Source organism: Micromonospora sp. 4G55 (assembly GCF_016803375.1).
The window spans coordinates 1-25558 of record NZ_JAEVHN010000025.1 but is presented as its reverse complement, the minus strand read 5'-3'; the positions used below and the strand labels follow the sequence as shown (position 1 = coordinate 25558).

Here is a 25558-nt window from a genome sequence, read left to right as displayed (position 1 = left end):
CCCGGGAGTACGCCGGCCCGCCCGGCACCGGCAGCGGGCCGGACGGTCACCGTGCCCGGAGGCTCGGGTGATGCCGCGTCTCCGGTCCGATCACGACGGCCCCGGTGGCGGTGTCCGCGGTGCCGCTTCGGTCGGCCGGGGCGGGCGGCCGGCGTGGTGCGGGACGTGAACGGCCGGACCGACCTGGATGATCGGCAAAGCTGACGGACATTCGGTTCTCCGCAATTGCGGCGGCCGGCGAGGACGATTGTCGGGTGTCCCGGTTGGACGGCTGGCCGCAGTCGACCGTTCGTACTCAGGTGGCCCGCGAAGAATGGAAAGCGGGCTTTCGCGATTGCTTTTCAGGTGGCTTTCAGGTTCCACTCCTACGAGCGTGGGACGAGATCCTTGCCGCTAGTTCCCTGCTCAGCACCGCCTAATTAGTGATCCACAAATGGCGCATTGTCGGCTAGCCGACAGTCGTGTAACGCACTGACGCGGTCGAGCGCTATTTGCTTCCACTGCGACTGAACCGTGTTTTCGCGAGCAGAGGAGAACGGTTATGACGGTCGCTATTTCTGCCCCTGCTGGTGCCGTTGCAGAATTGCGGACGACGGTGTCCGAGGGGCCGGTGGCCGCCGGCGCGGCGCCCGCTCACGACGTCGCGGTCGTCGGCCTCGGCTATGTCGGCCTCCCCACCGCGCTGGCCCTGCACGCCACCGGCCGCCGGGTGCTGGGCATCGACGTCGACCCGGCTCGGCTGACCGCGATCGGGGAGCGGCGCGTCGACCTGCTCCCCGCCGACCTCCTGCGGCTGGATCAGGCCCTGGCCGACCGGTCCGCCTTCCAACTCACCGACGAACCCGCCCGGCTGGCCGACAGCGCCACCGTGCTGATCTGCGTCCCCACACCGGTCGACCCGCAGCTCGTGCCGGACCTGCGGATCCTCCGCCGGGCCTGCGAGACCGTGGTCGCCCACGCGGTGCCCGGACAGGTGCTGGTGCTGACCTCGACCAGCTACGTCGGCACCACCCGGGAACTGCTCGCCGAGCCGCTGGCGGCGCGCGGGCTGCGCCCCGGCGTGGACGTCTTCGTCGCCTTCAGCCCCGAGCGGATCGATCCGGGCAACGACCGGCCGCAGGCCCTGGTGCCCCGGGTGGTGGGCGGGGTGACGCCGGCGTGCCGAGACCGGGCCACCGCCGCGCTGCGCGGGTACGGCCCGACGCTGCACGAGGTCTCCTCCGCCGACACCGCCGAGATGACGAAGCTGCTGGAGAACACCTTCCGTGCGGTCAACATCGCCTTCGCCAACGAGATCGCCGAGGCGAGCCGGGCGTTCGGGCTGGACGTCCAGGAGGTGATCGAGGCGGCCGCCACCAAGCCGTTCGGGTTCATGCCCTTCTACCCGGGACCGGGGGTGGGCGGGCACTGCATCCCCTGCGACCCGCACTACCTGCTCTGGCAGCTCCGCGGTGCCCGGACGCCGGCTCCCGTCATCGAACACGCCATGACGGCGCTGGCGAGCCGGCCCCGCCTGGTGGTCGACCGGATCAGGACGCTGCTCGCGGACACCGGGTTGCCGCTGCGCGACGCCCGGGTGCTGGTCCTCGGCGTCGCCTACAAGCCCGACGTGGAGGACCTGCGGGAGTCGCCGGCCCTGGAGATCATGGAGCACCTGCGGTCCGCCGGCGCCACGGTCGCCTACCACGATCCGCACGTGCCTTGGCTGCGGCTCGCGTCCGGCACCGCGCACAGCGTGCCGCACCCGGACACCGCCCAGGCCGATCTGGTGCTGGTGCACACCCTGCACCGCGCGGCGGACGTCGGCTGGCTCGACCGGCACCCGTTGGTGCTGGACGCCACCTACCGGCTGGCCCCGGCACCGGGACGGTTCCGGCTGTGAGGGACCGGCCCCAGCCGCCTCCGCACCCGCCAGCCGTGGGCCGGAAGCCCGGTCGCCCACGGCCGCGACCCGGCGGACAGCGCGCGACTGTCGGCCTTCCCGCGCGCCTGGCGGTACGCCGACACCGTGCGCCTGTCGGCGTCCGTCGGGCACGCCGAAGCCGGACGGGAGGCGTCGAGCGCGAGCGCCGGGGCGGAGCGGCACCGGGCCGACCGCACCCGGCGAGGCTCCCGGCAGATCGTCGCCCTGCTGGGCATCGCGGCGATCTGCGCACTGGTCGGCTGGCACGTCGGAGTGAAGGTGATGTTCCTCCGGGGCAACCTGGCGGCCGCCTGCTACACGATCCTGATCAGCAGCTATGTGCTGAGCCGCTTCGTGCTCGCCGCGTTCTACCGGCCGCCGCGGGACGTCGGCCTGGAGCCGTCCGTCGCGATCATCGTGCCGGCCTACAACGAGGGCGAGGCGGTCGGCCGCACCATCCACTCCTGCCTGGCGCTGGACTATCCGGCCGAGAAGCTGGAGATCGTCGTGATCAACGACGGCTCCAGCGACGACACCTGGGAGCAGATGCTGCGCGCGGCCGGCCGGTACCGGCCGGGCGCGGTGCGCTGCCTCGACCTGGGCCACAACCAGGGGAAGCGGGCCGCGATGGCGGCCGGCATCCGGGCCACCTCGGCGGAGATCCTGGTCTTCGTCGACTCCGACTCCATGCCGGCGCCGGACGCCATCCGCATCCTCGTGCAGGGCTTCGCCGACCCGAAGGTGGGCGCCATCTCCGGGCTCACCTACGTACGCAACGCCGAGGCCAACACCCTCACCCGGATGCAGGCGGTCCGGTACTACGTGTCGTTCCAGCTGTTGAAGAGCGCGGAATCCGTCCTGGGGGCGGTCACCTGCTGCTCCGGCTGCTTCGCGGCGTACCGGCGGACGGCCGTGGTGGACCTGCTGGAGGCCTGGGAGCACCAACGGTTCCTCGGCGTGGAGTGCACCTACGGCGACGACCGGGCGCTCACCAACCGGGTCCTGCGGGCCGGCTGGACCACCCGGTACGACGCCAGGGCGGAGGCCTGGACCGACGCGCCCGAGGCGTACGGGAAGTTCCTCCGCCAGCAGCTCCGCTGGAAGAAGTCGTGGACCCGGGAGGGGCCGCTGCTGCTGGCGCACATCTGGCGTACCCGCACCCGGGCCCTGCCGTCGGTGGCCGTGCAGACGGCGGCCGGCTTGCTCAGCCCCGTGATCGTCCTCTACAGCCTGGTCCAGCCCTTCGTCGACGGGCGCTTCCCGCTGGTCTACTTCACCGGCCTCTACCTGGTGGCCGGCGCGTACGCGCTGGTCTACCGGATGCTGCGGCACGACGGCCTGTGGCTGTACGCGCTGCTCGGCACCTTCTTCTACATCCTGTTCTCACCGCAACTGCTCTGGGCGGTGGCGCGGATCCGGGACGGCAGCTGGGGCACCCGCGACGCGGCGCCGCCACCCCCGTCCGCCGCGAGCCCGGACCCGCCGCCGGTCTCCGTCCCGGCGATCCTGCCCGTGCGCGTCCCGGCGGTGAGCCGTGACTGACCGTCCGCCGCTGGGCCGCCGGCTGCTCGGCCTGCTCACCGGCCTCGTCGCGGTGGCCGCGCTGCTCGCCGCCGGGGTCAGCTGGGTGGCGTTGAGCCGCCCGTTCGACCCGCCGCAGCTCGCCGCGCTGACGGTCGACGCGCCGCCGGACCCACCGAACCTGCCCGGCTACCCCGGCGCGATCACGGTGCTGACGTACCACGGGGTGTCCGACACCGACGCGTCCGCCACCACCCTGAGCCGGCGGACCTTCGCCGAGCACCTGGCCACCCTGGCCGCCGCCGGATACCGGACCGTACGGCTCAGCGAGGTACGCGACGCGCTGGCCGGCGGCGCCAGCAGGTTGCCGGAGCGGCCGCTGCTGCTCACCTTCGACGACGGATCGCTGACCACGTGGACGACCGTCGACCCCGTGCTGCGGGCGTACGGCTTCACCGCGGTGGCCTTCCTGACCACCGGGCGGATCGTCGCGCCCGGCACCCCGTCGGCCTTCCTCTCCACCCGGCAGGTCCGGGACATGGCCGACAGCGGGCGGTGGGAATTCGGTTCGCACACCGACGCCCTGCACGACTGGGTGCCGGTGGCGGGCGACATCCAACCCGCGCTCACCAACCAGATCCTGGTCGACGCCGGCCGGAGACGCTGGACCAGTGGCGCCGCCGGGTGGGTGCGGACCTGGAACGCAGCCAGCAGTTCTTCCTGCGGGTGCTGGGGCATCGGGTCGACACGTTCGCCTACCCCTACGGCGAGGCCGGCCGCCTCGCCAACAGTCCGGAGATCGCCCGGGAACTGCCCGTCCTGCTGGAGCGGGCCGGTTTCTCGTTCGCCTTCACCGGCGAGAACGTGCCCGGCGGGCACGTCAACGCGGCCAGCGCCGCGTCGCCCCGCTGGCTGCTGCCGCGGATCGGCGTCCGTCGCAGCACCTCCGTCGACGGGCTGTTGACGATGATCCACCGGTCCGTTCCCACCGCCCTGCCGCGCGACCTCACCGCCGTGCTCTGGCTCAAGGTGCCGGGCCGGTGTGCGGTGCAGCCCGCCCGGATCCAGGTCGCCGTCGACAGCGAGGGCGCCGGGGAGTGCCGGTTGGCCGAGGTGAACACCAGCCAGTGGCGGGACTACACCCTCTCCGTCGAGGTCGACGGCATCCGGCCCGGCGTCTCCGCCGTCGTCTCCGTCCGGGACGGCGCGGGCGCCGGCCACCGCGGCGCGGTCGAGGTGCTGATCGGCCGGCGGCAACTGACGATCCGCCACCAGGTCGGCGACGGGCCCACGGCGACGCTGGTGACGGCGAGCCGGCGGACGCCGGCCCGAGGCCTGCTCCGCATCGAGGTCCGGCAGGACCAGATCACCGTACGTCCGCCCGGTGCGCCTCCGGTGACGGCCGCCTTCGACAACCGGCTGCACGAGGGCGGCGTCGTCTTCTCGCTCACCGGACCCGCCGGGACGACCATCGGCTACCACGCACCCACCCTCGCCCCGCCCAGTTGAGCCCAGCCCATACCCATTAGGGAGCCCAGATGTCCGCCCTCAACCGGTTCCACCGCCGAGCGCGGTCGATCGCGTCACCCGCGCTGGTGGTCGGCCTGGCCGCCCTGCTCGCGCCGCTCGTGCTGCCCGCCGCGGCGCAGGCCGCGCCGGCCACCGTCGTCTCGCTCACCTTCGACGACGGCGGCTACGACCAGTACGCCAACGCCCGTCCGCTGCTGGACGCGCACGGCATGCCCGGCACCTTCTACATCAACAGCGGCCGGATCGGCGCCGCCGGATACATGTCCCAGGCCGACCTGAGCTCCCTCGCCGCCGCCGGACACGAGATCGGCGGCCACACGGTCAGCCACGCGGCGTTGAACACGCTCTCGGTCGACGACCAGCGCCGGGAGATCTGCAACGACCGGGTCGCCCTGCTCGGCATGGGCTTCACCGTGAAGAACCTCGCCTACCCGTACGGCTCCGCCGACGCGACCACCAGGCAGGTGGCTGTCGAGTGCGGCTACAACAGCGGACGGTCGGTGGGCGGGGTCGTCTCGCCCGGCTCCTGCGGCGGCTGCCCGTACGCCGAGTCGGTGCCGCCGACCGACGCGTACTTCACCCAGACCCCGGACTCGGTGCGGACCGTCACCACCCTCGACCAGATGAAGAGGTACGTCAGCCAGGCGGAGGAGCACGGTGGCGGCTGGGTGCAACTGGTCATGCACCACGTCTGCGACGGCTGCGGCGGCGACTACGAGGTGAGCCCCACGGTGCTGGCGGCCTTCCTGGACTGGCTCGCCCCGCGCGCGCGTCCGGTACCACGGTCCGCACCGTCGACGAGGTGGTCGGCGGCCCGCTCCAGCCCGGGGTTCCCGGCCCGACGCTCGCCTCACCCGAGCCGGGGGAGCTGGTGCAGAACGCCTCGCTGGAGTCGGTCGGCACGAACGGACTGCGTCCTGCTTCCAGTACGGCGGCTTCGGCACCAACACGTACGCCTGGACCCGCACCACCGACGCGCACACCGGCTCGTACGCCCAGCAGCTGGCCGTCTCCGGCTGGAGCAGCGGCGACCGCAAGCTCGTCACCCGGCAGGACGCCGGGAGCTGCGCACCGCCGGCCGTCGCCGGTCACACGTACTCCGCCGGTGTCTGGTACCGGGGGAGCTGGGGCTCGACCGCTCGCGTACAACTGGTGCTCTACTACCGCAACTCCAGCGGCGCCTGGGTCTACTGGGCCACCGGCCCGGCGGTGCCGGCCAGCGCCTCCTGGATCCGGACCCCGGCCTACCTGAGCCCGCCGGTCCCGGCCGGCGCCACGGCCCTGAGCTTCGGGCTGGCCCTGGTCGGCGCGGGGACCCTGACCACCGACGACTACACCATCGTCGACTCGGCGACGGGATGACGACTCCGGTGCCGGCGGCGCAGGGCGGGCCACGTCGACCCGCCGTGCGCCGGCACCTCGCCGAACTCGGCGCCGCCCTGCTCGCGCTGGCGGCCATGCTCGCCTTCACCAGTTACGTACGGCACCCGCCCGCCGCCGAGGCGGACCCCGCGGACGCGGCCGGTCCGGCGGTGCCGCGCCCGGCCAGCACCGCGAACCCCTGCCTCCGCGGGCCGGTGATGCTGACCTTCGACGACGGTCCGGACGCGCACACGCCGGGGGTGCTGGAGGTGCTGCGCGCCTACGACGCGCGGGCCACCTTCTTCGTGCTGGGCGTCAAGGTCCGCGCCCGCCCCGAGCTGGTCGCGGCCGAGGTGGCCGACGGGCATCAGGTGGAGAACCACAGCTGGGACCATCCGCACCTGGCGGACCTGAGCCCGGCCGAGGTGCGCACCCAGCTCGCCGACACGCAGGCGGCCGTGATGGCGGCCGGTGCGCCGGCGCCGACCCTGGTGCGGCCCCCGTTCGGCAACACCGGTCCCGTCGTCCACGCACAGGCGGAGGCGTTGCGGCTGCGCGAGGTCCGATGGAGCATCGACACCAACGACTGGCGCGGGCGCGCCCCGGCGGACATCCGGGACGCGGTGCTCGCCCGGGTGGGGCCGGGATCGGTGATCCTGCTGCACGACGGCAGCCGCGAGTCGGGCAACACCGTCCGGGCCCTTCCCGGGATCATCGAGGGGCTGCGGGAACGGGGCTTCTGCACCGCATCGATGCGCTCATGACGGGAGGGGGTGGCAGGGTGTCGACACTGTCGCGGCCGCCGGCCGTCCACGCCGCGCCCCGGTCCCGCCGGTGGTGGCTGGCGCTCGCGGCCGGCGCGGTGGTCGTGCTGCTGGTCGCCGCCGGGGTCGCGCTGCTCCTGACCCGTACGCGCGGGCCGGCCGACTTCGCCCCGTCGTTCTCCGGCCCCGACGGGTTGGTGACCAACGAGTACGCGTACCGGCATCCGGACCGGCCGGGGGTGCACCGGTCGGACGACTGGGAGGTCACCAGCGGGTCGCTGTACCGCCGGGGTGGAGTGGCGTGGACCGGGACGCCGGACGCCGCGGCGCCGGGCGTCGACTCGTCCACCGGTACGGGCTCCAGCGTCTTCCGCATGACCAGCCGGCGGCACGACTTCGAGAACGTCCGCGTGTCGCTGCGGCTGCGCAACCTCGGACTGACCGACACCGGGCGGGAGGCGGCGTCGGAGACCGACGGCGTGCACCTCTTCCTGCGCTGGAAGGACGAGACCGAGCTGTACGTGGTGTCGCTGAACCGGCGCGACGACCGGATAGTGATCAAGAAGAAGCTGAGCGGTGGCGACGTCAACGGCGGGACGTACGTGACCATGGGCCAGGCGCCCTACCAGGTGCGTACGGGTGCCTGGCAGTCCTTCGAGGTGGCCATCGCGACCACCCCCTCGGGCGGGGTCGGCATCGACGTGCGACAGGACGACCGCATGCTGGTGGCCGCCACCGACAAGGGCGACTCGGGACCACCGATCACCGGCCCCGGCGCGATCGGGCTGCGCGGCGACAACTGCGAGTTCGAGTTCGACCAGGTGCGCGTCGTCACCGAATGATGTCGTCCGGGGTGGCCGAGCGGGTCTCAACCGGACTCGACGGGGTACCTCACCGCCATGTTTCTCTTCTTCTCGAACCGGATCGGCTGTCTCGGCTCGATCCTGATCAGCGCCATCCTGACGGTGATCCTGCTGTTGATCTTCTCGCGTTGAGCCGGCGGTCGGACCGTCCGGCCGTCCAAGGGCCGCGCGGGCCGGCCGTCGCACCGCCTCGGCGACGCGCCCCTGCTCATGCCGAGCCGTCCTCCAACTAGCGTGCACCCATGGCCAAGTCTTTGGACGTCTCAAGTCCGGCTGCGCGTCGGGAAGCGCTCCGGATGGTTGGCGTAGATGATCCTGGCCCCCACCACGCGATGCTCCGCGAGATCTTCGACCTCGAAAGAGCGTGGCGCGAAGGTCCGGACCCGGGCGAGAGCGACGAGTACGAGCAGATTTACGTAGCAGCCTTCCTGCTGTTCCTGATCGGCGATCCCGCGGACTCGCCACGCCTGTATGGCGCGAAGTTCCGCACAGGTGACATGGACCTGGGCATCGGCTTCGATGCCCAGGCCATCTTCGGAGCGGGCAGGCGCGAAACGCTTCAGTGGCTCCTGGACAACGGATACACCGACGAGCACGCGCATCTGTCTGAGTGGCTATCGCAGGGGGAAGACCCGAAGATCGAAGACTGGGCTACGCATGTACGCCAGTACTTCTACTCACCGGACGGCGTGCTGCGTCTGGATCCGCTTTAGACACACGTAGCCCGCCAAACGTCCGCCCCTGCTGCGAGTCTCCGGCTCGACATGACACCGGGGCGATCATGTCGAACATCAACCGAGGCCGCAGTGTCAACCATCAACCGACGCAGGACAGGCCGGCTGCCGGCAAATGGTTCAAAGTTTCTGTACGTCTTCAAGGCGCCTAAACGGGCCGCACGCGCCGCCGCCTGGGCGCGCGCCGGCCGCTGCCGCTGTCGCTCTGCGGCCTCACGCCTGACGCCCGGCGGCTGGCGCGGAAAGCGGGAAGCCCAGAGGGCCGCCGCAGCACGACAGGCCGTTGACGGATAAGCGGTGGGCCGGCAGCCGGCCGGGGCGCGGTGGCCGTCGCACCGCCGCGCCGTAGGGCGAGTCACCGCCGGCTGTGGTGGGGATGCGGCGCGGAGTGTGCGGGGCCGCCCCTCCAAGGTCAAGGGCGCTTCGCGTCGCTACGCGACGGCCCTGCGGGCCGCCCTTGACCCCGGAGCCTCTGCGACCCCTCGGGCCGGCGTTGCCGGCAGGCCAGGGGCCTGCCCGTGATGCGCGCGCCGCATCCCCACCACAGCCTCGTCGCGCACCGACCATCGCAGGTCGCCGCCGTCACGCCGTCAAGGCCCGCTTGACTGACGGCCCGGACGGGCACCTGCTCTCAGAGGCAAGGATGGTCGCAGTCGGGTAGTGGACGGTGGTTCGCCTTGTTGCAGCGAGGCTTAATACTCGTTCCATGAGTCCCACCTGGCCCGTTCTACTTGTAGGTCCGCAGCCGGTGGGAGGTCAGAGACCGGTTCGCAGCCGCTGTGCGAGCAGTGGGCTGGCTGCGGCGGGATCGATGTCGCAGACCAACAGCCCGGGCTTGCCGTACGGCTGGAAGTCGAGCAGCGTGCCGTCCGGCCGTACGACGGCGGATGTCGTGGGCGAGCCGGGGCTCGCGCAGTTGACAGCGGCGAAGTAACAGCCGTTCTCCGCGGCGCGACAGAGGAATGCCTTCTCGTGGAAGGAGTTCCTCGGGTCGGCGAACTCGGTGGGCTGGAACGATCCGGGCTCGGCTTCGTTGTAGTGCGGGTGGAACACAAGCTGCGCTCCGTTGCGTACCGCCCAGCGCACGGTCTCGGGGTAGCGGAAGCCTTCGTGGCAGATCGTGATGCCGAAGCGGACGCCGTCGACGTCGAACACCCGCCGCCCGGTGCCCGGTTCGTAGGTGGCGTCCTCGTCCGGATCAAGCTGCACCTTGTCCTGGTGCCCCACCAAATCGCCATCCGGTCCCAGCACGAGCACGGTCAGCCGCGGCTTGTCCGACACGTACCGCTCGGTGCCGAGCACCACGTGGATCCGGCTCTCGCCCGCGACCCGGGCGATACGCTCGTGCGCGGCCGCCAGGAACTTGGCGGTCACCGGCTTACGCGTGTGCGGCGGCCAGGGGTAACCCGGCACGTACGCCTCCGGGAAGCACACGATGCGCGCGCCCGCCTCGGCGGCGGCCCGCACCGTGTGCTCGGCCCGCGCCACCGAGTCCTCTGGGCTCTCCGGAATCTCGACATTGGCGAGCGCGATGCGAAGGTTTGGCATGGCGGTCATTCTGCTGTACGAGCCGGTCCGGTGCCGAGCCTCCTTTCCGCGACCACGCTGGGGTTGTGGCGAAGTCCACTACCGGGAAACCTCGCATCCCGGGCGCATCGGCAAGATCACCACAGCAGCCCTCGTACCCCTCCACGTCGACCACGCCCGTACCACATGACAACACTCCGTGATCAACACACCTTGCCAGGAAAGGCTCAATGCGTTTGGATCGGTGGCTTGCTCCCGTAGGCCCAGTCGAACTAGGAACGTCCACCGCCGACAGTCATCGATCCGGGTAGCAGCGATGGAGATCGATTGGCGAACGCGTCCACAATGGACGTACAGATGGGCTCGAAGGTCTACGTGTTGGACTACACCGTGTGCATGGCCATGCTCCCTGTCCATCCACAGATATCCACAGAGGGTGACGTGGTGCAGGTCACACCGACCTCGTTAGGTCGGCGTGTCGCGCTCGTTTGAGTTGATCGGGAACGGCCCCATCCGGGAGGTGGTGGCAGCGCCGCGAGGGCGGCGGCTTGCTGAAGATCATCAGGCACAGATAGGGCACAACTGAGAGCGAGAAGGCATGTCAGGCATCGAGAATTCTGAGAGAGGCACCCAAGCTCAGCCGTCCGACTGGTCCGAATCCAGCCAACGCCTGGGCGTCCGGCGGCTTAGGGATTCAAGCCTCAGCCCCACCTGAGCCCCGTGCCCGATCCGTGCCCGATACAGCGGTCAACACCGGCCAGCGGCGGTCCATCGCAGAGCTCGGCGGTGTTGCCCGTGCTTCCATGACCAGCCAACACCACGCCTGAGGGCCGCGACTTAATCCGATTCCCAAGCTGACAGTTCGGTTGGATCAGGACCAGCTCGCCGGCTCTAGCTGGTTCGGGCGGACCCGGAACTGAGTGGTTCCGTCCTCGGCTTCCACGTGGTCGGGAGCAGTGCTAACGACAAGGATCTGGTCCTCCTGCTGACCGACGACATGGCACCTCACGAACGCCGGCCAGGGCAGAGCAGCGCCAGGAAGGATGTCGTCATCCACGAAGAAGATCGGCACCTTGTCGACGAAGAACCAGGTTCGTCCGTCGGCGTCGACCAGCCGCACACGGACCCACCCTGGCCAGTCTTCGTCGACCCATGCAATCGCCTCGCAGCGCAGCAACCCGGTGGACCTCATCACCGGGCTGATCCTGCCAGGAGGGTCGCGCCTGGGTGGCGCGCGGCTGTCTGGGGCACACCGGGGGCACGAGACACTGTCAAATGTTGTCGATCAGTGAGCAGCCCTGGCAGCCTGCGACGCCGTCTGAACAGGTGCCGAGCACTGTTCCCGCTGGTGAGCCGATCACGGCTCGCAGTTCCGCTTCAACGTATGAGCGGGCAGCGGGGCGGGCGTGCTGGCCTTCTGCGTCCGGGTAGAGGGCAGTCTCAGCATGGGCGAGGATCGCTCCATGGCTGATGCTCCGCGCGCAAGGCACTGCTCGATCCAGCATCGCTCGGGAAGCGGCGAGGTTGCCTCATCGATCGACCAGCTCGCGGGTTTGCTGAACGAGCTAGATGCCGACGACCCGGAGCATCCTGACGTGTGGATCAGCGATAACGATGCGGGGTATGGGGTGTCGGCGTTCGCGGGGAGTCGAGGGCTTGTGATCTGGGAGGATCACGACGAAGTCCGCGGCCCGCTGCACATGGTTGGCTACTCGCGGGCGAAGATGCTGGATCTGTTCACCATGGTCCTGCAAGGGCGAGCGGCCGAGGTCGATTCGCTCCCCTGGATACCGGGATATGGGAACTGACCGCGATGCTTTGTTGCTGTCGACAGCAACGGTGTCAGCAAAGCGAGGCGGGCTTGTAAGCGAGGGGCCGCAGCGGGCGAGGTGCCGGCTTCGCGCGGGTCGACGAGGACAAGGTCCAGGCCGTCACCAGGCCGTCGGAGGCCGATCGTGAGCGACCAAGGACGACCACTGGTGACGACGTCCATCCAGATGACAAGGCGTGATCGGCCCGATCACCAGGCCGGCCTCCGCCTCCTTACCTGTAGTTGGTGAACTGCAGGGCGACGCCGAAGTCCTCGCCCTTGAGCAGCGCGATGACGGCCTGGAGGTCGTCCTTCTTCTTGCCGGTGACCCGGAGCTGGTCGCCCTGGATCTGCGCCTGCACGCCCTTCGGGCCCTCGTCGCGAATCTTCTTGCTGATCGCCTTGGCCTTGTCCGTTTCGATGCCCTGGATGACCTTGGCGTCGATCTTGAAGATCTTGCCCGAGGCGCGGGGGTCGCCGGCGTCCAGCGACTTCAGCGAGATGTTCCGCTTGATCAGCTTCTCCTTGAAGACGTCCAGCGCCGCCCGGACCCGCTCCTCGGTCTCCGCCTGGAGGCTGATCGCCTCCTCGCCCGACCAGGAGATCTCCGCGCCGGTGCCGCGGAAGTCGAACCGCTGCGCGAGCTCCTTCTCCGCCTGACGGAGGGCGTTGTCGACCTCCTGGCGATCGACCTTGCTCACGATGTCGAACGACGGGTTCGCTGCCATGCTCATGCTCCTGCTGTCCGGCGGTCTGTCACGTACCGTCGTCCGCTGACCAGCGGCACGACCCCCTGACCGTACCCGGTTGCGGCGGCCCGGGGGGCAACCGCTATCCTTGGCGTCGCTGCCGCGCGCGAGTGCGGTGGTGTGCCCTGGCGGGTTGCCCGAGCGGCCAATGGGAGCGGACTGTAAATCCGTCGCGAAAGCTACAGAGGTTCGAATCCTCTACCCGCCACCAGGGAATGGCAAGGCCTCTGACCTGCGGAAACGCCAGTCAGGGGCCTTCGTCGTCTCCGGCCCATGTTGACCTCGGCTGTCGCCGATTGTCCGGTTCATCGGGCGGCACGTAGCGATTCGCTCGTGACTCCGGTTGATTCACGCCACGGACGCGCGCAACGGATCCGTCGGGTCGATCGCGGCGTCGTCAAATCGCTGCTCCAGAGCCTCGGTGTCGTGCTGCTGTCGGAACGCCTTCTCGGCCGCGGTGATCGGCAACAACCACAAGAGCCGGGCATGCCCAGCCGGCAACTCGCATACCTCCAGGTCTGGGCCGTGCAGATAGGGCAAGCTGACAAGCAGGTGATCACACGCCGAGCCCGGCAGCCAAGGGCCGCCAATCGGCATCGTGTGCCAGTGGTCGAGGCGATGGGCCTCGGTCGCCTCCACCGCCGCCAGCCGTTGCCGCCTCGGTGTCACCACACCCTTCTCCTTGCCTCAAGTCCTGGCGTGGTCAGCCTCATCGTGATCATGTCGACGATCATCCAACGCCGTTTCGTCAAGCATCTTGCGAGACCAGGCATCACCGGCGGCCGGCCGGCTCAGTTCGCGTAGACCGAATCGGCGTCGTCGCTGCCCTTGTTGCGGGGCCACTTGGTGCCGTTCGCGTCGGCTGCCTCAATCGCTCTGACCCGCCGGATCAGCTCGGTCGGGCTGTGCTCGTCCAGGACGTCGAGCAGGCCGAACATCGTGATCAGTCGTGCGGCGCCATCGGTCAGTGCCGTTGACTCTCAGTCTCACGATCCGGAGCCGGGCTCGCCGGTCACGTCCCGTCGAGCCGCCATCCCAGCTGCGGCTCCTGCCCGCCGACGTCGTCCGCGATGTACGTGGCGTCGCCCGCAGGCCGTGGCTGAGCAACAGGCCGACGGCCAGTTCCGCCCCCGGTGCGGCTGGTGACGACCACCACCGTGAACGGCGCACTTGCACGACAGAGGTCAGTAAGCCGGGCCGGACCCGAGCGCGAAATCGTGTTTCGGTCCGCCGGTCGCCGGGCCGGTGCGAAGCTGGGCGGGTGCCAGCCCGCCGGCGCCCCCGGCGCCGGTCGACCCGACCCGGCAGGTGGAGAACATGTCCAGCGACAACGACATCCGTCCCTTCCGGCTCGACATGCCGGAAGAAGCGATCGCCGACTTGCGCCGCCGGATCGCGGCCACGCGCTGGCCCACCCGAGAGCTGGTCACCGATCGCTCCCAGGGCGTGCAGCTGGCGACGGTCCAGGAACTGGCCCGCTACTGGACGAACGAGTACGACTGGCGCAAGTGCGAGGCGAGATTGAACGCGCTGCCCCAGTTCACGACCAACATCGACGGGGTCGAGATTCACTTCATCCACGTCAGGTCGCAGCACGAGAACGCGCTGCCGCTGATCATGACCCATGGCTGGCCCGGCTCGGTCATCGAGCTGCTGCAAACCGTCGGCCCGCTCACCAACCCGACCGCGCACGGCGGCGCCCCCGAGGACGCATTCCACCTGGTGCTGCCGTCCCTGCCTGGCTACGGCTTCTCGGGCGAGCCGACCGAACTCGGCTGGGAGTCCGGCCGCATCGCACGCGCGTGGGCGGAGCTGATGGACCGCCTCGACTACCCGCGCTACGTCGCCCAGGGGGGCGACGTGGGCGCCAGCGTCACGGACGCGATGGGCCGCCAGGCACCCGAGGGGCTGCTCGGCATCCACGTGAACCTGCTGTCCGGGGCGATCGGTCTCAAGGACCAACTGCCGGCGGAGTCCGAGCAGGAACGCGCGGCGCACGACGCGCTCAACACGTTCACGACGGACGGCTTCGGCTACTTCCTCGAGCAGTCCACCCGGCCGCAGACGATCGGCTACTCCCTGCTGGATTCACCCGTCGGGCTGGCGGCCTGGATGCTCGACCACGACACGGACAGCTACTACAAGATCTCCCGCGCGCTCGTCGACGGCGAGCCCGTGGGCAGTCTGACCCGGGACACCATCGTCGACAACATCACGCTGTACTGGCTGACGGGCACCGGCGCCTCGGCCGCCCGATGGTACTGGGAATTCGGACGGTTCCGGGCCGCAGCCGCTGCCGCCGGTCAGGCTCCTCCGCCGGTCTCGGTTCCGATCGGCTTCACGACGTTCCCCGGCGAGATCTGGGCTGCCCCGCGCAGCTGGGTCGAGGCGGTCTACCCCGACCTCGCGTACTTCAACGAGGTCGACCGCGGCGGCCACTTCCCCGCCTGGGAGGAACCGGAGCTCTTCGCCACCGAGTTGCGCGCCGCGTTCCGGCCGCTGCGGAAATCCTGAGCCCGCTTTCGTTCGCGCGACCCCCCTGGGTGAGCCGCCGCGCGCGTACGGGATCTGGCACCGGCACCGCCTGACCCCAACAACGCTCGCAGGCCAGGCACGGTCGACGGCGGGTCAGCAACACCGTGAACGTTCGTGGTCACGGCACTGGCGAGCTGTCTCAGAGTCGCATTTGGCGGAATGGCGATGCCGTCCCCCACGGTGGGCTCAACGGGGTTACGGTGGCCTCCACCGTGGTTGTTCTGATGGCCGTCAATCTGCTGGTCGACCTGCTCTCCGCCGCCCCCGGACCGGAGGACCCGCTATGAGTGACCCGAGTGCCGCCTCCCTGGTCAGCACCCCCCGTCCCGAGCAGCCCAGCGAGATCGGCGCGCCGACCGACGCCGGCCTGCCCGAGAGTGCCGCTAAGGAAGAGCCGCGCGGGCTTCTCGGTGACGCCTGGCGCGACCTGCGTCGCAAGCCGCTGTTCTGGATCTCCGCGGCGTTCATCCTGTTGTTCGTGGTGATGGCCGCGTTCCCGTCGCTGTTCACCTCCGGTGATCCGGTCAACGGCACGCTGTCACGCAGCCGGGTGGAGCCGTCGGCGGACGCCTGGTTCGGCTACGACGTGCAGGGCCGCGACGTCTACGCCCGGACGATCTACGGCGCCCGGGCCTCGATCATGGTGGCCCTGCTGTCCGTGATCGGCACCGTGCTGATCGGCGGCACCATGGGCATCATCGCCGGCTACAAGGGCGGCTGGCTCGACGGCCTGCTGTCCCGGTTCGCGGACATCTTCTTCGGGCTGCCCTTCGTCCTCGGCGCGATCGTCATCCTGACCACCTTCAACGGCGCCGGCAGCGACAACAACGAGTGGCAGATCATGGGACTGGTGATCCTGTCCCTGGTCGTCCTGATCTGGCCGGTCGTGATGCGGCTGATGCGCTCCTCGGTGCTGGCCACCAAGGAGGCCGACTACATCCTCGCGGCCCGGGCGCTGGGCGCCGGCCCCGGCCGGATCATCGTCAAGCACCTGCTGCCGAACTGCCTGGCGCCGCTGCTGGTCTACGCGACGATCATGGTGGGCTCGTTCATCGGCGCGGAGGCCACGCTCTCCTTCCTGGGCATCGGGCTGAAGACGCCGGTCGTCTCCTGGGGCATCATGATCAGCGAAGCGCAGAACTACATCCGGGTCTCGCCCTTCCTGCTCTTCTTCCCCGCCGCGTTCCTCGTCACGGCCGTGCTCAGCTTCGTGATGCTCGGCGAGGCGGTCCGCGAGGCCCTCGATCCGAAGCTCCGCTGAGCCGGTCGATCCGGCCGGTCCAAAGACTGCAGATCCGTCGCGAAAGCTGCAGAGGGTCGAGCGCGCTACCAGCTGCCGGGTATTGAGAAGAGCCCGTGAACAGCAGCAACGCTGATCGCCGGCGCCTACTCCGGGCGTCGCACTTCTATCCTGGGTCGATGGAACTGGAGTTCAGCGGCGAGGTGTGGTTCTGGAAGGGCCCGGCGCCCTGGCACTTCGTCACCGTCCCGGACGAGGACTGTCTGGAGCTGAGCGCGACCGCCGCGTCCGTGAGCTACGGCTGGGGCATGGTGCCGGTCACGGCCCGCATCGGGCGGACCCGGTGGACGACCTCGCTGTTCCCCAAGGACGGGCGGTACGTGGTGCCGGTGAAGGCGGGCGTCCGAGCGGCCGAGGGGCTCACCGTCGGAGACCTGGTGAGGGTCCAGCTCGTGGTCGACGGGTGAGCAGGCGACACCTCGCTCCCCGGCTGCCCGCCCTGCGCGGCACGCCCCGCAGCCCAGCGGAGTGATCGACCTGAGAGGCTGACCAGCAGCGAGCCCGAAGGGCCTGACCTGCGGAGAAGCGGGTCGGTGGCCCTCGTCCTGTCCGCTGGCGCCGACGGGTGAGCGTATTCACGTCGCTTACTGTCGGCTAAGGGCTGGCGCTTCGGCGTCCGGTAGAGCATTCTGACGGTCGTGGATGTGTCGGCGGTCGGCGAAGCGCCGGTCGACCGATTCCTCGCCCGGCTCCACCCGCCGGGCTGCGGCGGCCGGAGGCCGCAGGTTCCCGGGGAGGGCTGAGGCCGGTCCGGGCCGTAGCACCGCTTCCGTCGCCTCTGACCGGATCTTCTGACTGGCCGGCTCTCGGGGCAAAGGTCCCACTCGCCGGAGGACGATGGGAATTGCGGCTAAAGACGGAAGACGCGTCATCTGTGCGCTGCTCACGCCCGCAGGCCGCCCCGGCTGGCGACTTGTCGCCGACCGTCCGAACCGGCCGGTACGGACCACTCCGATGGGCCGTCCGTCCGCTTTGCGGGTCGACCGCTTGTGGCACGATCGTGGAATCTTCACCTCCGACAACCCTGCCGACAGGAGCACGCGAATGTCTGGTCGAAGGCTGGCCCGGCGGGTCGGCGTGATGCTCATGCTGGTTGCCCTCGCCGCTGGATTCGGCAGTGGGCTGGTCGGCCACGGGCCGGTTGAGATCCGGACCTTTGACTATGTCTGGACGGCCCCGCCGGCTCCGTAGTGTCGTCGGCGCCCGCCCGGGTCTGGGCGCACCTGTCGATGGCGACCTGACGCCGATCAGTCCACGGTCCTCGGCGCGATGACCGATGAGGAGAGTTATGGCCGACCGTCGGTCGTCATCGGCGGGGGCATCGTCCCCTCGGCGGCCCGCCGAACACGCCTGGCTGGTCACCGGACCGCTGGCCCTCGTGGCCATCGTCTTCTCCACCGCGATCGGCCTGGTCACTTCGCCGCCGCTCGGGTCATGGAGCATTGCCGCAGTTCTGCTCACCGTCATGGTGGTGGCGGGCCTACCGATGCTCAACTTCGTGATCGGCAGGCAGTCCTTCGGGGTGCGGCTCACCGAGATCCCGCTGGTCCTGGCCTTCTATTTCCTGCCGCCACTGATGGTGGTGCTGGCGTACACGCTGGCCACCCTGCTCACCCATCTGCGTTACCGTTTCGGGGTCGCCAAGCTCGCGTTCAACGTGGCCAACGCCTCGGCTGCGGCGTCCTTCGCCGCGCTGGTGCTGCTGGCCCTCCCGCCGATCCGTGGGGTGGGGCCGGGCACCTGGGGCATCCTCTTCGCCTCGGTCAGCACGTTCACGCTGGCCACCCTGTTCGGCGTGGCAGGGGTCATCACGGTCATGCACGGCTGGCAGGCCGGTGCCAAGGTGTTGCGGAACGCGCCCTCGACGCTGCCGACCTCTGCGATCAACGTGGTGGTCGGTCTGGTCGTACTCATCGTGTTGAACACCACCTGGTGGTCGGCGGTCCTCATCGCCGCGCTGGCGGGCGCCGTCGCCCTGGTCTACCGCTCGTACGCCCAGTTCTTCCGCCAGCACCGGACGCTCGGCGGGATGTACGACCTGACCAAGGCGATGACCGCGGAGGGGCAGAGCGGCAACCTGGTCGACGTCCTGCTCGGCCGGATCCGGGCGCTCATGCAGGCCGAGTACGCGACCCTCTGGCTGCCCGCCCAGGGGCGGCACCCGGAGGTCATGTTGACCGCCCGGGTGGACGACTCGGGTCTGCTCGACGTGGCGCCCACTCCCGAGGTGATCCGAGAGGAGACCCGACGGCAGCAGCGGAGCCTGGCGCTCGGCGTACGACTCGGCGGGGACGAGGAGCTGCGGGCGTCGCTGCGCACCACCGGCGTCAAGGACGTCATCGCCGTGCCGCTGCGCTCCGGGCAGGCCGTCATCGGCACCCTGGAGGTGGCCAACCGGCTCAGCGACGTCGGCCACTTCACCGACAGTGACATCCCCATCTTCGAGACGGTCGCGGCGCACGCCGCGGTCGCGCTGGAGAATTCCCGCCTGGTCGACCGGCTGCGCCACGACGCGTACCACGACGCGCTCACCAAGCTGCCCAACCGCCGCCGGATCACCGGCGCCCTCGACGAGGCGGTCAAGATCCGCGCGCCGGGCGAGGTGGTGGCGGTGCTGCTCTTCGACGTGGACGGCCTGCGCCAGGTCAACGAGTCCCTCGGTCACGCCGCGGGCGACAAGGTCCTGGTCGAGGTGGCCGAGCGGCTGCGCGCCTGCGCGCCCTCCTCCGCCCTGGTGGGCCGCGCCGGCGGCGACGAGTTCCTGGTCACCCTCCGGCTGGAGAACGCCGAGGCGGCGCTGGAGCTGGCCGCCCAACTGCGCGAGCAGATCCGCGACGAGATGGTCTTCGACGCCCTCACCCTCGACGTCGACACCGCGGTCGGGGTGGCCGTACACCCGGACCACGGCAGCGACGCCGCCTCGCTGTTGCAACGGGTCGACCTGGCCGCGACGGCGGCCAAGTCGGTCCCGGGCAGCGTGCAACTGTTCAATCCGGCGTTGGAGTCGCGGTCGCTGCGCCGGCTCGGCCTCGCCGGCGATCTGCGTCGGGCGCTGGACGAGGGCGCGCTGGAGGTCTACTTCCAGCCGAAGGTGACGCTGCGCGACCGGCGGTTGGTCGGGGTCGAGTGCCTGGCCCGGTGGGAACACCCGACGCACGGCACGGTGAGTCCGGAGGACTTCGTCGCGGTGGCGGAGCACACCGGCCAGCTGGGCCGGCTCACCGAGGTGGTGCTGCGGGAGGGGCTGCGGCGCAGTCGGGACTGGAGCCACACCGGCCAGCCGCTCGCCGTCGCGGTCAACCTCGCCGCGCGTACGCTCACCGACCAGCACTTCCCCGACCGGGTACGCGAGCTGCTGACCGAGTACGGCGTCCCGCCGCAGCGGCTCACCTTCGAGATCCGCGAGTCCGGGGTGCTGGACGGCACCGACCGGCCGATCCCGACCCTGCGCCGGCTGCGCGACCTGGGCGTGCGGCTCTCGGTGGACGACTTCGGCACCGGTGACTCGTCGCTGGCCCACCTGCGCCGGCTGCCCGTGCACGAGGTCAAGGTCGACCGGTCGTTCGTGCAGGGCATGGCGACGGATCCGGGCGACCTGGCGATCGTCAACGCCGTGGTCACGCTCTCCCAGCAGTTCGGTCTCGCCGTGGTGGCCGAGGGCGTGGAGAGCGAGCTGACCCTGGAGCTGCTCCAGGACATCGGCTGCGAGATCGGTCAGGGCTTCCTGTTCAGCCGGCCGCTGCCGTACGAGCGCCTGGAGGCCTGGTTCGGCGCCCAGGTGGACCCGGAGACGATCTCCGCGGGTGAGTCGCCGAGACTGCGGGTTGTACCCTGATCTGCGGAAACGCGGGGCAGGGGGATCCGATTTCACCTCGGCGGCGGGGGTCATGTACTGTTACCCCTGCGCGACGCCCTCCGGGGTGATCGGGCAGGCCCCCTTAGCTCAGTCGGCAGAGCGTCTCCATGGTAAGGAGAAGGTCTACGGTTCGATTCCGTAAGGGGGCTCAGAGGGTCCGGCTGGACCCGCCTGCGGCGGTGTAGCTCAGATGGCAGAGCAAGCGGCTCATAATCGCTGTGTCGCCGGTTCAAGTCCGGCCACCGCTACTCTCGTCCTCCGGGCCTGGTTCCCGGCGGCCGGTGGAACGGGCGCCACTGGCGCCCACTTTGCATGTCCGCGCATCGACCGCGTAGGCTGATGCGTCGTAGTTGATACCCCAGCGAGGAAGGCACTCCGCCGTGGCGAAGGCGACCGATGTCCGGCCGAAGATCACTTTGGCGTGTGTGGAGTGCAAGGAGCGCAACTACATCACGCGCAAGAACCGTCGTAACGACCCGGACCGCATCGAGCTGAAGAAGTTCTGCCCCCGGGACGGCAAGCACACGGTGCACCGCGAGACCCGCTGACCTGCGGCCGGCACCGCCGGCCCGGTCCCTGAGCAGTTCCCGGACGCGATCCGCACGGATGGCGCGGCATTTTCGCCGCCCCTCCCGTACGGATCGGCGTTCGTGCTTTGCGTGTAGGTTCGGCGGCATGTCCCTGGACCCGTCCTTCGTCGGCCGGACCTATCCGCCGACCGCCCCCTATCAGGTGGGCCGAGAAAAGATCCGCGAGTTCGCCGCCGCCATCGGCGCCACCGACCCGGCCCACCACGACCCGGAGGCGGCCCGGGCGCTGGGCCACCCGGACGTGGTCGCCCCGCCGACCTTCCCCTTCGTGATCACCATGGCCGCGAACCGCCAGATCGTCGAGGACCCGGTGCTGGGCGTCGACTACAGCCGGGTGGTGCACGGCGACCAGCGCTTCGCGTACACCCGTCCGGTGGTGGCCGGGGACGAGCTGGTCTGCGTGAACACCATCGAGGAGGTCACCAACCGGGGCGGGCACGGCTTCCTGACCACCCGCACCGACGTGAGCACCGTCGCCGGCGAGCCGGTGGTCGCGGTCTGGTCCAAGCTCGTCGTACGCGGGGAGGCCTGAGATGGAGCTGCCGACTCAGACGTTCCGGATCACCCGGGCGGACCTGGTCCGTTACGCGGGCGCCTCCGGCGACTTCAACCCGATCCACTGGAACGACCGGACCGCCACCAAGGTCGGCCTGCCCGGGGTGATCGCGCACGGCATGTTCACCATGGCGCTGGTCGGTCGGGCCGTCACCACCTGGGCGGGGGCACCCGACGCGGTGGTCGACTTCGGCGTCCGGTTCACCCGACCGGTGGTGGTCCCGGACGACGACCAGGGCACCGAGATCGAGGTGAACGCGGTGGTGAAGGAGGTCACCGAGGCGGGCCTGATCAGGCTCGACGTGACCGCCACCTGCCTGGGGGAGAAGGTCCTCTCGCAGGCCCGGGCGATCGTCCGGACCACCCGCTGACCGGTGCTCGACATGTGATGGGCGGTACCGGTTGGGAAAGTCGGGGCACTACCCGTACACTGGTCCGCCGTGGGGCAAGTGACCCCTGCCCGGCCCTCGTGGTCGAGCGGGGCGAGCGTCGCCGCACAGGGGTGTAGCTCAATTGGCAGAGCAGCGGTCTCCAAAACCGCAGGCTGCAGGTTCAAGTCCTGTCACCCCTGCGCCTCAGGCCTGACCGTTCCCGTGGGTCGCGCCGCCGACTGGCGGCGTCCGGCCCGTGGTGGTGGCATCGGCGGGGTGGTTCCGAGGCATCGGGCCCCTTCGTCCGGTCCGCCGGCCGCGGCCCGTCGCGGGACGGCTGGTCCGGCCGGCGTGACCAAACGCCGCGTACGCCCATCGGCGTACGACCGACATCCCGCGACGGAGGGCGAAGTGGCCGAGAGCAAGCGGCGCGGCGAGGACGCCGGCGACGAGGGTCTGCGCGACGAGCGCGACGAGCTCGTCGACGACGTGGCCGCCGACGACGACGCCACCGGCGCGGACGAGCCGGTCTCCCGGGGCGGCACCGCGACCCGTTCGCGGGCCCGTGCCGGTTCGGCCGACAGCAAGCCGAAGACCCGCACCGACACCGACCGGATCGGGCTGTTCGCCCGCATCGCGCGTTTCTTCCGCGAGGTGGTCGCCGAACTGCGTAAGGTCATCTGGCCGACCCGCAAGGAGCTGCTGACCTACACGGCCGTGGTGGTGACGTTCGTCGCGGTGATGCTGACGATCGTCGGCCTTCTCGACTTCGCCTTCGCGAAGGGCGTGCTGTGGGTCTTCGGCAACCCCAGCTGACCGGCCGACTGAGCCGATAGTGACGGAAGTGAGCGAGCGTGCCTGAGTACGACGAGACCGCCGAGACCACGGACGACCAGTCCACGGTGGCGACGGCGGCGAGCGACGAGTCGGTCGAGGCCGCCAGCGAGCCGGAATTCCCGACCACCGAGCCGGCCCCGGACGAGGAGTACGACCCGGTCGCCGAGCTGCGCCAGAAGCTGCGCTACGCCCCGGGCGACTGGTACGTGGTGCACTCGTACGCCGGCTACGAGAACAAGGTCAAGACCAACCTCGAGACCCGGATCACCTCCCTCGACATGGAGGACTTCATCTACCAGGTCGAGGTGCCGACCCGGGAAGAGGTCGAGGTCAAGAACGGCAAGCGGTCCCAGGTCCAGGCCAAGGTCTTCCCGGGCTACATCCTGGTCCGGATGGAGCTGACCGCCGAGTCGTACTCCTGCGTGCGCAACACGCCGGGGGTCACCGGCTTCGTCGGTGCCACCGACCGGGCCGACCGGCCGGCGCCGCTGAGCCTCGACGAGGTGCTGAAGTGGCTGGCCCCGGCGGTGGAGGCCGTGGAGAAGAAGGCAAAGCCCGAGGTCAGGGTCCTCGACTTCGAGGTCGGCGACTCGGTCACCGTCACCGACGGCGCCTTCGCCTCGCTGCCGGCGACGATCAGTGAGATCAACGCCGACCAGCAGAAGCTCAAGGTGCTGGTGTCGATCTTCGGCCGGGAGACTCCGGTCGAGCTGAACTTCAACCAGGTCGCCAAGATCTGACGTCCGGGTCGCCGGCGGTGGGCGTTCGCCCGCCGCCGGCGTACCCGTTTCCGCCCCTCCGTCGGACCTCGACGGACCTCGACGGACGGGGCGGTGCAACGCTGCGCTACCCTAGAACGTCGTCGCTGTCGCATCGCGCTGACCGTGCGCGCCCGCGGCCCGGCACCTTTCCCAGTTCCAAGCCCCAGGAAGTGACATGCCTCCGAAGAAGAAGCTCGTCAAGACGTTCACGCTTCAGCTGAAGGCGGGCCAGGCCACGCCGGCGCCGCCGGTGGGCCCCGCGCTCGGTCAGCACGGCGTGAACATCATGGAGTTCTGCAAGTCCTACAACGCGCAGACCGAGTCCCAGCGGGGCGACATCGTCCCCGCCGAGATCAGCGTGTACGAGGACCGGTCTTTCACCTTCGTCCTGAAGACCCCGCCCGCCGCCCGGCTGCTGCTCAAGGCCGCCGGCGTGGAGAAGGGCTCCGGCGTCCCGCAGAAGGACAAGGTCGGCTCCGTGTCGCAGGCCCAGGTGCGTGAGATCGCCGAGAAGAAGATGGTCGACCTCAACGCCAACGACATCGACCAGGCTGCGAAGATCATCGCCGGCACCGCCCGGTCGATGGGCATCATCGTCAGCGATTGACGTCGTCTGAGCACTCACCCGATCAGTTCGTGGGAGGGCGCGCGATGACCGCGGCCCGCCAGAGACCACAGGAGTAACCAGAAATGCAGCGCAGCAAGAGCTACCGCAAGGCCGCCGACGTCATCGACCGGTCGAAGCTCTACACCCCCGCCGAGGCCGTGAAGCTGGCCAAGGAGACCACCAACGTCAAGTTCGACGCCACGGTCGAGGTCGCGATGCGCCTCGGCGTCGACCCCCGCAAGGCGGACCAGATGGTCCGCGGCACGGTCAACCTGCCGCACGGCACCGGTAAGACCGCCCGCGTGATCGTGTTCGCCGCCGGCGCGAAGGCCGAGGAGGCCGCCGCCGCCGGTGCCGACGAGGTGGGCACGGACGAGCTCGTCGCCCGGATCCAGGGCGGCTGGCTGGACTTCGACGCCGCGATCGCCACCCCCGACCAGATGGCCAAGATCGGCCGGATCGCGCGGATCCTGGGCCCGCGCGGCCTGATGCCGAACCCGAAGACGGGCACGGTGACCATGGACGTCACCAAGGCCGTTCAGGACATCAAGGGCGGCAAGATCACCTTCCGGGTGGACAAGCACTCCAACCTGCACCTGATCATCGGCAAGGCCTCGTTCTCCGAGACCCAGCTGGTGGACAACTACGCCGCCGTCCTCGACGAGGTGCTCCGCGCCAAGCCGTCGGCGGCCAAGGGCACGTACCTCAAGAAGGTCGTCCTCACCACCACCATGGGCCCGGGCGTTCCGGTCGACCCGAAGCTGGTGAAGAACCTGAACGAGGCCCCGGCCGAGGGCTGAGCACGACTCCCGCGCAGGGGCCCCGCCACGACTCGTGGCGGGGCCCCTGCCGTTCGTCCGGCTGTGGCAGGCTCGCGGCATGTTGCTGGAGGACGTCTGGCTCCGGTACCACCGGCGCGGCCCGTGGGTGCTGAGGGCGGCCCAGGCCCGGATCGAGCCGGGTGAGGTGGCGGTCGTGCTCGGCCGCAACGGCGTGGGCAAGTCCACCCTGCTCCAGCTCGCGGCCGGGGTGCTCCGGCCGGGCCGGGGCCGGGGTCGTCGACCGGCCCCGCCCAGGTGGGCTGGGTGCCGGAGCGGTTCCCCGCCGACCAGCCGTTCACCGTCCAGGCTTACCTCACCGCGATGGGCCGGGTCGCCGGGCTGTCCCGGTCGGGGGGCGGCGCGGGAGGCCGACCGGTGGACCGAGCGGCTGGGCCTGACCCGGTTCCGGGGCGTGAAGCTGCCCGAGCTGTCCAAGGGCACCGCGCAGAAGGTCGGACTGGCCCAGGCGATGCTCCGCCGGCCCGGCCTGCTGGTGCTCGACGAGCCCTGGGAGGGCCTGGACTCCGCCGCCCGCGAGCTGGTCCCCGCCCTCGTCGACGAG

Annotated in this window: 25 protein-coding genes and 4 tRNA genes; 24 read left to right on the top strand and 5 right to left on the bottom strand. The window is 70.2% G+C overall.

Annotated elements, in window-relative coordinates; genetic code table 11:
* The first annotated feature begins 583 nt into the window (after positions 1-583).
* The 7 genes from JNW89_RS04370 to JNW89_RS04340 all read left to right on the top strand — a co-directional run bounded on the left by JNW89_RS04370 (position 584) and on the right by JNW89_RS04340 (position 8656).
* Positions 584-1882 carry a nucleotide sugar dehydrogenase gene (locus tag JNW89_RS04370; RefSeq protein ID WP_238447813.1) on the top strand — a complete coding sequence of 433 codons (1299 nt, stop codon included), beginning with the start codon at positions 584-586 and terminating at the stop codon, positions 1880-1882.
* A gap of 126 nt (positions 1883-2008) precedes the next feature.
* On the top strand, positions 2009-3445 hold the full coding sequence (locus tag JNW89_RS04365; RefSeq protein ID WP_238447812.1) for a glycosyltransferase: 1437 nt from the start codon (positions 2009-2011) through the stop codon (positions 3443-3445).
* Positions 3438-4388, top strand: coding sequence for a polysaccharide deacetylase family protein (locus JNW89_RS37965; RefSeq protein ID WP_238447811.1), 951 nt, complete (start codon positions 3438-3440; stop codon positions 4386-4388). The genes JNW89_RS04365 and JNW89_RS37965 overlap by 8 nt, the downstream gene beginning before the upstream one ends.
* A 2-nt stretch (positions 4389-4390) precedes the next feature.
* Entirely contained in the window at positions 4391-4933 is a 543-nt protein-coding gene (locus tag JNW89_RS04355; protein ID WP_238447810.1) for a hypothetical protein, read from the top strand.
* Positions 4934-4962: 29 nt separating this feature from the next.
* Positions 4963-7080: a polysaccharide deacetylase family protein gene (locus JNW89_RS04350; RefSeq protein ID WP_238447809.1), complete on the top strand. Its 2118-nt coding sequence runs from the start codon at positions 4963-4965 to the stop codon at positions 7078-7080.
* Between the two features lie 17 nt (positions 7081-7097).
* Complete coding sequence (locus tag JNW89_RS04345; RefSeq protein ID WP_238447808.1) at positions 7098-7922, top strand: hypothetical protein; 825 nt, start codon at positions 7098-7100, stop codon at positions 7920-7922.
* A gap of 353 nt (positions 7923-8275) precedes the next feature.
* Positions 8276-8656, top strand: coding sequence for a hypothetical protein (locus JNW89_RS04340; RefSeq protein WP_238447807.1), 381 nt, complete (start codon positions 8276-8278; stop codon positions 8654-8656).
* 777 nt (positions 8657-9433) lie between these two features.
* Here the strand turns inward: JNW89_RS04340 and JNW89_RS04335 are convergent.
* Together JNW89_RS04335 and JNW89_RS04330 are read right to left on the bottom strand one after the other, a co-directional pair.
* Positions 9434-10234 carry a carbon-nitrogen hydrolase family protein gene (locus tag JNW89_RS04335; RefSeq protein WP_238447806.1) on the bottom strand — a complete coding sequence of 267 codons (801 nt, stop codon included), beginning with the start codon at positions 10232-10234 and terminating at the stop codon, positions 9434-9436.
* An 841-nt stretch (positions 10235-11075) separates the two neighbouring features.
* Positions 11076-11324 carry a hypothetical protein gene (locus tag JNW89_RS04330; RefSeq protein WP_238447805.1) on the bottom strand — a complete coding sequence of 83 codons (249 nt, stop codon included), beginning with the start codon at positions 11322-11324 and terminating at the stop codon, positions 11076-11078.
* 286 nt (positions 11325-11610) lie between these two features.
* Here JNW89_RS04330 and JNW89_RS04325 point away from each other — a divergent pair, with 286 nt between their 5' ends.
* Positions 11611-12012: a hypothetical protein gene (locus JNW89_RS04325; protein WP_238447804.1), complete on the top strand. Its 402-nt coding sequence runs from the start codon at positions 11611-11613 to the stop codon at positions 12010-12012.
* Between the two features lie 235 nt (positions 12013-12247).
* Here the strand turns inward: JNW89_RS04325 and JNW89_RS04320 are convergent, their stop codons facing one another.
* The gene (locus JNW89_RS04320; protein WP_238447803.1) at positions 12248-12742 is read right to left on the bottom strand and encodes a YajQ family cyclic di-GMP-binding protein; all 495 of its coding nucleotides are present in this window, start codon (positions 12740-12742) and stop codon (positions 12248-12250) included.
* A gap of 148 nt (positions 12743-12890) precedes the next feature.
* Between JNW89_RS04320 and JNW89_RS04315 the strand changes: the two genes are divergently transcribed.
* A tRNA-Tyr gene (locus JNW89_RS04315) sits at positions 12891-12974 on the top strand.
* Between the two features lie 137 nt (positions 12975-13111).
* On the opposite strand, the gene JNW89_RS04310 is transcribed toward JNW89_RS04315, so the two are convergent.
* Complete coding sequence (locus JNW89_RS04310) at positions 13112-13435, bottom strand: suppressor of fused domain protein (RefSeq protein WP_238447802.1); 324 nt, start codon at positions 13433-13435, stop codon at positions 13112-13114.
* A gap of 119 nt (positions 13436-13554) precedes the next feature.
* Positions 13555-13701, bottom strand: coding sequence for a hypothetical protein (locus JNW89_RS04305; protein ID WP_238447801.1), 147 nt, complete (start codon positions 13699-13701; stop codon positions 13555-13557).
* Between the two features lie 418 nt (positions 13702-14119).
* Here JNW89_RS04305 and JNW89_RS04300 point away from each other — a divergent pair, with 418 nt between their 5' ends.
* The 15 genes from JNW89_RS04300 to JNW89_RS04230 form a co-directional block, all read left to right on the top strand.
* On the top strand, positions 14120-15277 hold the full coding sequence (locus JNW89_RS04300; protein ID WP_375155046.1) for an epoxide hydrolase family protein: 1158 nt from the start codon (positions 14120-14122) through the stop codon (positions 15275-15277).
* A 304-nt stretch (positions 15278-15581) separates the two neighbouring features.
* A complete protein-coding gene (locus tag JNW89_RS04295) occupies positions 15582-16559 on the top strand; it encodes an ABC transporter permease (RefSeq protein WP_238447799.1) in 978 nt (325 codons plus the stop codon).
* Between the two features lie 158 nt (positions 16560-16717).
* Entirely contained in the window at positions 16718-17005 is a 288-nt protein-coding gene (locus tag JNW89_RS04290) for a DUF1905 domain-containing protein (RefSeq protein WP_238447798.1), read from the top strand.
* An 881-nt stretch (positions 17006-17886) separates the two neighbouring features.
* A complete protein-coding gene (locus JNW89_RS04285) occupies positions 17887-20433 on the top strand; it encodes a bifunctional diguanylate cyclase/phosphodiesterase (RefSeq protein ID WP_238447797.1) in 2547 nt (848 codons plus the stop codon).
* A gap of 97 nt (positions 20434-20530) precedes the next feature.
* Positions 20531-20603 (top strand) — tRNA-Thr (locus JNW89_RS04280).
* Positions 20604-20629: 26 nt separating this feature from the next.
* Positions 20630-20702: transfer RNA gene (locus tag JNW89_RS04275), tRNA-Met, on the top strand.
* A gap of 132 nt (positions 20703-20834) precedes the next feature.
* On the top strand, positions 20835-21002 hold the full coding sequence (gene rpmG / locus JNW89_RS04270; RefSeq protein WP_013288652.1) for a 50S ribosomal protein L33: 168 nt from the start codon (positions 20835-20837) through the stop codon (positions 21000-21002).
* A 127-nt stretch (positions 21003-21129) separates the two neighbouring features.
* Positions 21130-21576, top strand: coding sequence for a MaoC family dehydratase N-terminal domain-containing protein (locus JNW89_RS04265; RefSeq protein WP_238447796.1), 447 nt, complete (start codon positions 21130-21132; stop codon positions 21574-21576).
* 1 nt (position 21577) lies between these two features.
* Positions 21578-21970: a MaoC family dehydratase gene (locus JNW89_RS04260; RefSeq protein WP_238447795.1), complete on the top strand. Its 393-nt coding sequence runs from the start codon at positions 21578-21580 to the stop codon at positions 21968-21970.
* Positions 21971-22097: 127 nt separating this feature from the next.
* Positions 22098-22170, top strand: a tRNA-Trp gene (locus JNW89_RS04255).
* 211 nt (positions 22171-22381) lie between these two features.
* Positions 22382-22786, top strand: a complete 405-nt coding sequence (gene secE / locus JNW89_RS04250; RefSeq protein WP_179801891.1) for a preprotein translocase subunit SecE — start codon at positions 22382-22384, stop codon at positions 22784-22786.
* Between the two features lie 38 nt (positions 22787-22824).
* Positions 22825-23547 carry a transcription termination/antitermination protein NusG gene (gene nusG, locus JNW89_RS04245; protein WP_179801890.1) on the top strand — a complete coding sequence of 241 codons (723 nt, stop codon included), beginning with the start codon at positions 22825-22827 and terminating at the stop codon, positions 23545-23547.
* A gap of 196 nt (positions 23548-23743) precedes the next feature.
* Complete coding sequence (gene rplK, locus JNW89_RS04240; RefSeq protein ID WP_088960243.1) at positions 23744-24175, top strand: 50S ribosomal protein L11; 432 nt, start codon at positions 23744-23746, stop codon at positions 24173-24175.
* Between the two features lie 83 nt (positions 24176-24258).
* Complete coding sequence (gene rplA, locus JNW89_RS04235) at positions 24259-24975, top strand: 50S ribosomal protein L1 (protein WP_238447794.1); 717 nt, start codon at positions 24259-24261, stop codon at positions 24973-24975.
* 79 nt (positions 24976-25054) lie between these two features.
* A partial coding sequence (locus JNW89_RS04230; protein ID WP_238447793.1) for an ATP-binding cassette domain-containing protein occupies positions 25055-25558 on the top strand: 504 nt, incomplete at its 3' end.